The sequence below is a fragment of the Salmonella sp. SG203 genome, assembly GCF_013350575.1.
Taxonomy (GTDB): domain Bacteria; phylum Pseudomonadota; class Gammaproteobacteria; order Enterobacterales; family Enterobacteriaceae; genus Salmonella; species Salmonella enterica.
The window spans coordinates 1-1,528 of the sequence record NZ_SNMT01000076.1 but is presented as its reverse complement, the minus strand read 5'-3'; the positions used below and the strand labels follow the sequence as shown (position 1 = coordinate 1,528).

General features: G+C 51.4%; 2 protein-coding genes. Both read left to right on the top strand.

Annotation, left to right across the window (positions count from 1 at the left end):
- The first annotated feature begins 153 nt into the window (after positions 1-153).
- Positions 154-1,233, top strand: coding sequence for a hypothetical protein (locus tag HV477_RS27815; RefSeq protein WP_175065741.1), 1,080 nt, complete (start codon positions 154-156; stop codon positions 1,231-1,233).
- An 88-nt stretch (positions 1,234-1,321) separates the two neighbouring features.
- Positions 1,322-1,528, top strand: a 207-nt coding sequence (locus HV477_RS27810; protein ID WP_175065740.1) for a CaiF/GrlA family transcriptional regulator, incomplete at its 3' end; no start/stop codon positions are given.

Sequence of the window (1,528 nt, the reverse complement as noted above, 5' to 3'; positions counted from 1 at the left end):
ATTACCGCTGCCGGACCGGGCAGTGCACGTTTGATACAGTACAACACACTGACAGTCAGTGAGTACGCCTGACCAGGTAACGGGAATACTGTTATGAAAATCATCTGTACACATGAACGCCGCCGGTGGTCTGTCCGGACGGTACGCAGCCTGATGTTATCGCTGTTAATCATGCCGCTGTTCTGTCCTGCAGTGGCCAGGGCTGCTGCAGAATTCGGGTGTGGGATAAGCGAGCCGCTGTCCGGAGGCAATATCAACTTTACCCTCCCGACGCCAATCGTGTTCCAGCAGGGCTCGCTTCCGGCTGTGGGGAGCGTCCTGTATTCCTATACCTTCCCGGTACAGTCATTTATCTGCCAGGCCGCGAGACCAAACGCTCTCGGTTTCCAGGCTGCGCTGGCGGCCACAATAAAGGACCATTATTTTCAGGATCTGCAGAACACACTGGCTAAAGCCGGCCTTGCCATGCGTTTTAGGATAGCATCATCCGGGTCGAGTGGTATATGGACACCGAATGACAGCAGCAGCCAGTTTTACCCGGTGAGCAAAGTTTATGGAAAAGATGAATCCCACCTCAGTACCGGAAAGCAGACCTTCACCATGACGGTGGAACTGTATGTCAAAGAACAGGTAACCCGGGCCCTGAAAATCAGTCTTCCTGAATCACCTGACGGAGCCATCAGGCTGATATGGGGTGTGGGGAAAGACTCTGACATTTATCCGAGCATCAAGTACAAATCCACCTTAGCCTCCCTGTGGTACCTGCCGACCTGTATCGGTAAGGTCACCATTCCGCCGGTGGTCAGGTTTAACCGTGTTTACAGCGGAGCCACAACCAAAGACTATGACGGCACCCTTCCGCAGGGACAGTCCTTCACGATAAAGGCACAGTACAACCCGGGCTGCGGCTTTCCTGATACCACCACCAGTTATAACGACCTGGACCTGAGGCTCGCCATTAAATTCACTCCTGAAGGTCCGGGGAGAGTTGATAATCAATATATTTATCTGAAAAACGAAGAGGGGAATGAGAACGGACTGCGCCTGAGAATAAGGGACATGAAATTATCAAAGGACGCAGTTTTTGGCAGCTACAGTGACATTATCGGTTTAAACAGCACCTCAGAAGTGTCCTCGAACACGTTTTCTGCCGAGCTGGAGAAAGCCCCCGGGGCCACCATAAAAACCGGAAATTTCACTCAGCGTGTGAAAGTGGACATCGACTACTACTGACCAGAAAGCCACACCTGAATATAAAAATAAAATAAGGCGGGAGCCTGGTTATCTGCCGGGTCTTCTTTAACCTGAAGGAGTCGCCGTTATGACATCCGGAAAATCACCTGACAAAATGAAGGGAACAGACAGCAATGTTCTGTACCCGCAACAGAGTAACCATGACACCTGTTTTATTCCGCCAGCTGTCCGTCAGCATACCGGTGAACCTATGTACATTCTGGTGGCGTACTGGTGCATGCAACAACAGGGCTGGGTGGACAGGAATCAGATATCCGCAGCATTTCGTATCACC